This window comes from Planktothrix sp. FACHB-1355 (assembly GCF_014748295.1).
GTDB classification, from domain to species: domain Bacteria; phylum Cyanobacteriota; class Cyanobacteriia; order Cyanobacteriales; family Aerosakkonemataceae; genus Aerosakkonema; species Aerosakkonema funiforme_A.
Genome location: NZ_JACJUP010000174.1, coordinates 1 through 8,424 on the forward strand (window position 1 = coordinate 1; position 8,424 = coordinate 8,424).

An 8,424-nucleotide genomic window follows, 5' to 3' on the forward strand; every position below is an offset into this window, starting at 1 on the left:
CATAAAGATATTGAATAGCACGGATATCATAAGCCATAGGTGTAATAGGAAAAGGGTCGAGCGAAGGGTCATTGTAGCTCATCACGGTATTAATATTATGATCTTCCCAATAAGGAAGATATGGAGGTTCCCCCTCACTGTCTTCGCCATTGTAATTACCCGGATGTTTCAAACCCAAAGCATGACCGATTTCGTGAATTAAAGCTGCGTAGCCGCGACTGCCAGGGCCAGATGAAAAGGCATCAGACCTACCTTCAGCATTACGGTTTAAATGTACATCTCCATCAAGATCGTTATAGCCAAGCTCATAAGTATAAGCGTAAAAACCCGGTACACTGTCTCCATTGGAAAACATGAATCGGATTTGACCGTGATGCGTACTTGTCTCTGGAACTTCAACAAAATTAAAGGGGAGAATGGGGGCATATAGGTTATAAAAAATATAGCGAACATTATTTTTAATTGCCTCACTCACTTCCCCCACATTTTTTTCTGGGCCTGTGTAGTTAAAAGCGCTAGCCGCTGTAACAAAACTAAATGTCAGCGTGCCACCTTCTGGAACTTCCCACCTAGCGGGAGGATTCTCAATTAAGGCAGCTATAGAGTTGCGATCGAAAAAAAGTGACGAACGGCGTCTTTCCGCATAGCCATAGTTTTGGAAATGTTCAAATGCTGTTTGACCGTTATTAATACCTGCCGCAATTAAATCTGGATTTTGCGATAAATAATATGTCGGATCGAACAGCACTAGAGGAGAAGCGCGGCGTCCCTCCGCTAAGCCGAACCTTTGAAAATGCTCAACCGCTTGTTGATTATTAAGACCCGCAGCAACTAAATCTGCATTCTGAGAAAGATAATAATTGACATCAAAAAAAGGTGAAAATCGGCGTCCTTCGGCTAAACCATTTTTTTGCAGATGTTCCAATAGTTGGCTGTCGGAAACAAAAGCAGCCGCTAAATCCGGGTTTTTATATCTATAGAAGAAAAGATCTACTAGCGGTGAAAATCTTCTGCCCTCATCTATACCGCTGTCTTGAAGATGGTTGAAGAGTTGGGTGTTTGTCGTTAAACCTGCCGCCGCTAAATCAAGGTTGTTTGAGCGATAAAAGTTAAGATTGACTAACGGTGAGAATTGGCGTCCTTCATTTAAGCCATAGTTCTGGAAATGCCAAAATGCTTGTGTGTCGTTGAGGTTAGCTAAGTCTGGATTGACAGCCCGATAATAATTGGCATCGAATAATTGTACAGGCATAAATTATTTCCTATCAGTATTTACCTGTTATAAAATACTTTGTAGGGTGGGCAATGCCCACCCTACGACTACTAAACCGAAATGAAATCTTCAGAGTTAATTAATCCTGCCTGAACACCAGTCAATACAGCCAAATATTCACCACTACCAGCAATCCGGATTAAAGTATCGTTGGCATATGTACCAGAACCTTGAGTAATAGTGAGAGCCCCAAACGGCAAAGCAAGCGCTAAACCGATCTTATCCTGACCATCAGTAAAATCAGTAATAACATCAGCCGTTTCCGGAGTCGGCCCGCCATCCCCTGGAGCAAATACAAAAGTATCCGCTCCATCTCCACCAGTTAGTGTATCTTTGCCACGAGCGCCTGTTATCCTGTCATCGCTTCCATTGCCTTTAATGTTATTGAACAAACTATTGCCCAAAATTTCATCTTTGCCATTAGACCCTACCAAATTTTCAATCTCAGATCCAAAAGCAACGCTTGTAGAATACAGACTGGTATTATATGGAGTAAGAACAGGAGAGCCATCTTCATTAGTTTGATTGTCATCCCCACTGGGAACTAAATAAGTAGCAGTATTAAGAGCAACCTGTTGCGTATTTTGACCGCCCTCATTCATGTCAAAGTAATAACCTACTTGATCCGGTGGTAATCCCGAAAAATCTAGTGTGTCGATGCCACCGCTGTCCCATAGTGTCTGCTTGATCCCAAAAAAATTGCTGGCATCAAAATTATACGTTGTATCGTTGCTGTTGAAATAACTGGCACCATACAAGAACTGCAATGCACGGATGTCGTAGGACATTGGCGTACTTGCCATTGCTCCGTTGTATCGTTCAAGCGAAAAGTTAGCAGTCATTACAGTGTTGGTATTATTATCTTTACCAACATTCAGATTTGGCGATGAAACTATCGTTGGTTTTAGACCTAAAGCCCGACCAACATTTTGCAGCAATAATTCGTAAGAAACAGTTCCTGGCCCAGTTGCAAAATCAATTACACTTTTATCACCATTTAAATGCACATCACCACCCAGACTATCGACAGGGTAGCTGAGAGTATCGTCACCTGGGTCTTTGGGATAGTAGGCGTAAGCTAAGGTATCTGGTGCCTGCTCCCTATTAGAATACATGAACCTGATCTGACCGATATTAGGAGGTCTGTCGGTAACCTCAACAAAATTAACTGGAATGTATTGGCTATACAGTCGCAGGATACTGCGGATATTATTCTTAGTTCGATCGTCCAATTCCTTAACGCCTGTTTCTTGCCCTTCGTACAAAAAGGCACTGGCAGTAGTCACAAAACTGTATGTGAGTACATTACTAGCTGGAACATTCCATTTAACTGTTGGTTGAAAAAATGTCGTCGGGTCAACGCTTGCTGGTTGAAAGTCTGTTCTGATCAATGCAGCTAAAGCCTGCGGATCGAAGAAAATTGATGAGCGACGACCTTCCTTTAAACCAGAAATTTGAAAGTGTTCAAATGCTTCTTTGCTAGTCAGTTTTGCTGCCGCCAAGTCTGCGTTGTTATCGAGATAATATACCGGATTGAATAGAAGCGATGGGCGTCTTGCCTCATTCACACCAAAGTTTTGAAAGTGAGCGAACGCCTGCCGATAATTCATCCCGCTTGCACGCAGGTCGTGGTTGTTATCTAGGTAGTATCTGACATCGAAGAACTGTGAAAATGAGCGTCCTTCGTCTAATCCATACTTTTGAAAATGGTCGTAAGCATCTCGTCGAGTCAGACCTGTTGTAACCAAGTCTGGGTTTTTACTTAGGTAGTAATCGAGATCTAAAAAAGGTGAAAATTTTCGGCCTATGTCGGCTATTCCAAAGTTTTGGAAATGTTCCAAAAGTTCCGCATCGGTATCTATTCCTGCCGCGACCAAATCAGGATTATTTTGTCGGTAAAATTCTACATCAAATAACTCAGGCGCGGTGGTGGGTGTTTCAACAGAGATACCGGAAAGTTGGAATTGCTCGAATAATTGTTGGTTGTCCAGTCCGGCAAAATTGGGATTGCTAGCTCGGAAGGCATTTAGATCGACTGCTGGAGAGAAGGGACGCCCCTCAGCCAAACCAAAGTTTTTCAAATGCACAAATAATTGTGCGTTATCCAATTGGGCTAGGTCTGGGTTACTGGCTTGATAAAAATCCAGGTCGATGTATGAAGAAGTTTTGCGCCTTTCCGCAACACCTGTACTGAGAAAATGGTTCAATAATTGCTCGTTGTTTAAGTTACCCAAGTCGGTGTTGTTGCTGCGATAATAACTTACATCAAAAAACGGCGAATATTTGAAACCTTGCGGTATACCAGTGGTAAGTAAATGTCGTTCTAATTCTCTGCTGTTCAAATTAGCCAACTCTGGATAGTTAGCTCTATAAAAACTTTCGTCATATATTTCCTGTACGCTAAGTGGTAAAACAACAGGTGGAAACATAAATTTTTCCTAGCAGATACAAAGGTTGGCGTTGATTATCAGCTAGTTGTTAGTTATGTTTAAACTCACTGTTAACAACTAGCCGCGCACTATTCTCAAATAGCAGTAAAGTCGCTTTGGGTAATGGCCGCAGATGGAATCCCAGTCAATACAGCCAAGTATTCACCGCTTCTAGCAAGTCGAATGAAAGTGTCATTCGAGTTAGTGCCTGGGGATATCACGATCTGAGAAAAAGTCAAACCTATACCCAAGCCAATTCTATCCTGACCATCCACGAAATCAGTAATAATATCAGCGTTTTCCGGGTTGGGGCTGCCTTGGCCGGCAACCACTACAAAAATATCGCTGCCAGCACCACCTGTTAATGTATCTTTACCGATGCCGCTGTTGATGATATCGTTGCCAGCACCGCCTGCAATATTATTGGACAAATTGTTGCCCAATATTTCATCATCTCCCGGAGAACCGACCAGGTTTTCGAGAGAGAAGCTAAAAGCAACCGTGGTGCTAAAACTGTTAGTTGTCAATGTGATGGGAGGGAGAGGGTCGTTGTCAGTGCTGTTGGGGTTGGGAACAATATAGGTTGCGCCATTGAGGGCAATTTGTGTTGTATTTTGTCCTCCTTCATTCATGTCGAAGTAGTAACCGAAGGGAACGGCTGGCAATGCGGAAAAGTCAAATGTATCAATACCGCCGGCATCGAAAATAGTCTGTTTTAAGCCATTTCTTCCGCTGAGATCGGTAGGCCCGAAATTGCTGGTATTAAACCTATATGTTGTATCGGTTTCGTTTGCATAACCGGCACCATAAAGGTACTGCAAAGCACGGATATCGTAAGACATAGGTGTGCTTGCAAATGAGCCGTTATATGTTTGGGGAGGAGTATTATCGGTCATTACAGTATTTGTATTGTTATCCTTCCCAAAACTGAGAACGGGCTCAAAAACCGCAGGTAGAGTTTGTTTTTTGGGGTTTTGCAGCCCAAGAGCATTGCCAATTACGGAGAGCAAAGTTTGGTAGTTATAACTGCCAGGGCCTTGAGAATAATCAATGGTCGGATTTAAATGCACATCACCGGCCAAAGTCGTACCGGGGTTATCGGAAGGGGGATTGCCATAGCCCGGTACACCGCGCTGGCCAGGGCCGTTGGAAAACATAATTCTGATGCGACCGACATTGGGAGGCGTGTCTGCAACTTCAACCACATTGATGCCCAGAACCTCATCATACTGCCGCATGATATTGCGAACGTTGTTTTTAACCGATTCGGGTACTTCCCTAACGTTGCTCTCCGATCCTTCGTACAAAAAGGCACCGGCTGTGCCAACAAAACTATAGCTGAGAGTGCCATTAGCTGGGATGTCCCCCCATTCGCGCACGTTTTGAAGCCAGTTAGGTAAGGCTACTATGGTCACGGGGGGGTTTACTCTCAGGTCTAAAGCGTCGCCAGTTTCGTTTACGGCCAAAGGAAATAGTAGGGGGGCAATATCTTGAGGCTGGAATAAAACAGACGCCGATCGCGCTTCCACAAAACCGTTATTCTGAAAATGCACAAACGCATCCTTAAAACTCATTCCTCTGGCAGCCAAGTCCGGGTTGTTATCCAGATAATAAACAGGATTAAATAGAATCGATGGGCGGCGTCCCTCATTTACACCAAAATTTTGAAAGTGAGAAAACGCTTGGCGGTAACTCATCCCAGTTGCACGCAAATCGGTGTTGTTATCTAGATAGTATCGGACATCAAAAAATTGCGAAAACGGGCGTCTTTCATCCAATCCGTAACGTTGAAAATGCTCGAATGCTTCCCGCCTAGTCAGACCTGCGGTCACCAAATCTGGGTTGTTAGCTAGGTAGTAATCCAGGTCTAGATATGGTGAGAATTTTCTGCCTCGATCGTCCAGACCGAAGTTTTGGAAGTGTTCCAACAATTGCGTATCGGTAACTATTCCTTCCTCTGCCAAGTCAGGGTTATTGGTGCGATAAAAATCGGGGTCAAAAAACTGCGTAACAGCAGAACCTCCACCGCTTCCCCCACTTATACCAGAAGTTACCAATATCTCGAATAAATCTTTATTGCTCAGATTTGTAAAATCCGGATTGCTATTTCGATAGACATTTAGATCGATTACTGGCGAAAAAGTTCTTCCCTCAGCTAGACCAAAGTTTTGGAAATGTTCAAACAATTGTTCGTTGCTCAAACCTGCCAAATCTGGGTTGCTACTTCGGTACAAATTCAAATCGAAGAACTGTGAAAAAGCCTGTCCTCCCGGCACGCCAACGTCTTGCAAGTCTTGCCACAATTGTCTATTGCTGAGAGTCTCCGCTTTACCGTTGGCAACTCGATAGTAATTAAGATCGAAGAATGGTGAAAGGGAACGACCTTGATCCAGACCTTCGGTAATCAATTGTTCCTCTAATTGTTTGTCGCTCAGTCCAGCCAAGTCTCGATTTCTAGAACGATAAAAATCTAGATCGAAGAATGCTGAAGAAGGGCGTCCCTCCCTTAAACCAAAGTTTTGGAAGTGTTCCCACAATTGTTTATTGTTCAGTTGACCGAGGTCTCGGTTGGCATCTCGGTAGAAATCAAAATCAAAGTAGCGAGAGAAAGTACGCCCCTGCGGCAAACCAATAATTTGGAATTGCTCGAATAATTGTCTATTACTCAAGTTAGACAAGCTGGAGTTTTTAGATTTATAGTAGTTGAGATCGAAGAACAGCGAGGCAGAAAGACCCTGCTCTATCCCAGTAGTAAGGAAGCTTTCTAGCAATCCTTGATTAGTAGTGATATTACTTGTTAATTCAGAGTTTCTAGCCCGGTATATATCGAAGTCAAAATACGGCGAAAATTCACGTCCTTGGCCCATACCGGAAAGCTGAAAATGCTCGTACAATTGCCGATAATTCAGCCCTTGCAAATCTGAGTTATTATTTCGATAGTAATTAATATCGAATACTGGTGAGAAGGGACGAAAACCTTCAGCGACACCGAAATTTTTGAAGTGTCGAAACAAATCTATGTTATCGAAACCAGCTAAATCGGAGTTGGCGGATCGATAAAAATTTATATCGAAAAATTGGGAGAATTTGCGACCGTTTGGCAGACCGATGTTGATAAAATGATCTAATAACTGCCTGTTGTTTAAACTATTTAAGTCGGTATTGCTAAGTCTGTAGAAATTGGCATCGAAGTACGGCGAAAATCTGCGACCTTGATTAATGCCAAAATTCAGGAATTGTTGGTATAAATCCCGACTGTTTAAATAATTTAAGTCTGGATTGTTAGCTCGATAGAAATTCTCATCATATAGTTCTTGTATGCTTAAGGGGGAAGTAGCAGCTGTAGGCATAGTTTTTTCCTGGCAAATACAAACTGGTATTAAGTCGGTTTAGTGACTTCGCTTAACCTATGTCGTTGATTGTTCGTTGTTCCATTGTGAATAGGTTACTGCGATCGCATAACCACTCCAAATGGAACAACTTGACACATAACACAACTTTTCAACTTTTGTCCAACTCTACTTAGAATTCGCTTGGAAATAAGCAGGCGGATGTGCCAACACATTTCTAAACAAACGTGAAATCAGCATTAGTGATAGCGAAAGATGGAACGCCAGTAAGTACAGCTAAGTATTCGCCGCTGCTGGCAACTTGGATAATAGTATCGTTCGGGTTAGTGCCGGGAGTAATACGTAGGCGATCGAATCTCAAACCAGCGCTTAGACCGATCGAATCTTCACCATCCGTGAAATCGGTAATCACATCAGTCGAGCCCGGATTTGGCCCGCCATCGCCCGGAGCCAATACAAATATATCAGATCCGGGGCCGCCATTTAAGATATCTGCACCACGGGCACCTGTAATTACATCGTTACCTGCTGCACCTGCAATGTTATTGGAAATATTATTTCCCAATATTTCATCATCTCCCTGAGAACCGACTAAGTTTTCCAAAGTGAAACCAAAACCAATAGTTGTGCCAAAACTATTCGTAGTGAATATACCCTGAGCAGTGGAAGTTGTATAGGTAGAACCGTTGAGCGCCAGCTGTGTAGTGTTGTAACCTCCCTCATTCATGTTGAAGTAATAACCGAATAAAGTCGGGGGTAATGCTGAAAAATCAAATGTATCAATTCCGCCGGTATCCCAGATAGTGTTTTTTACTCCATTTTGTCCATTTGACTCTGCGCCAAAAAAATTGTTGACATTAAACTGATAGTTTGTGTCACCTTCATTCAAACTACTAAACCCATACAGTAACTGCAAGGCACGGATATCATAGGCCATCGGTGTACTGGCAAAAGAGCCATTGTAATTACCGGGAAAAAAGCTATAACCCATGACTGTGTTACTATCGTTATCCTTACCTGCAGCTAGAGGCGGGTTCCCCTCAAAAGGATGTCGCAAACCTAGCGCATGACCGATTTCGTGCAGTAAAACTTCATAGCTGAAACTGCCGGCACCAGTTGAAAAATCGATCGTACTTCTGTTAGGGTTCAAATGTACGTCGCCAGCAAGATTACCAGTAAAGTCGGTGGGGTCTCCGGGGTAGTAGGCATAAGCGAGAACGTTTCCTTCTCGCGATTGATCGCGTGGCCCGTTGGAAAACATGAACCGTAGCTGCCCGACGTTGGGAGGTCTGTCTGAAACTTCAACTAAATCGAAGGGCAGTATGTTGTCGTAAAGTTGCAGGATGTTGCGAATATTGTTCTTAATTTGTGG

The 8,424-nt window shown here is 43.1% G+C and carries 4 protein-coding genes; all 4 read right to left on the reverse strand.

Going from position 1 to position 8,424, the window contains the following annotated elements; genetic code table 11:
• Positions 1-1,252 (reverse strand): reprolysin-like metallopeptidase (locus H6S82_RS32700; RefSeq protein ID WP_347339483.1); only part of this gene is annotated, 1,252 nt, incomplete at its 3' end.
• A 71-nt stretch (positions 1,253-1,323) separates the two neighbouring features.
• A complete protein-coding gene (locus H6S82_RS10300; protein ID WP_190464377.1) occupies positions 1,324-3,702 on the reverse strand; it encodes a M10 family metallopeptidase C-terminal domain-containing protein in 2,379 nt (792 codons plus the stop codon).
• Between the two features lie 95 nt (positions 3,703-3,797).
• On the reverse strand, positions 3,798-7,052 hold the full coding sequence (locus H6S82_RS10305) for a M10 family metallopeptidase (RefSeq protein ID WP_190464376.1): 3,255 nt from the start codon (positions 7,050-7,052) through the stop codon (positions 3,798-3,800).
• Between the two features lie 217 nt (positions 7,053-7,269).
• The coding region (locus tag H6S82_RS10310; protein ID WP_191056198.1) for a M10 family metallopeptidase at positions 7,270-8,424 on the reverse strand (1,155 nt) is incomplete at its 5' end.

What these genes read in the sequence shown, in the direction of transcription:
- H6S82_RS10300 (WP_190464377.1), bottom strand. Translation starts at nt 3,702, where the DNA reads ATGTTTCCACCTGTTGTTTTACCACTTAGCGTACAGGAAATATATGAC.
- H6S82_RS10305 (WP_190464376.1), bottom strand. Translation starts at nt 7,052, where the DNA reads ATGCCTACAGCTGCTACTTCCCCCTTAAGCATACAAGAACTATATGAT.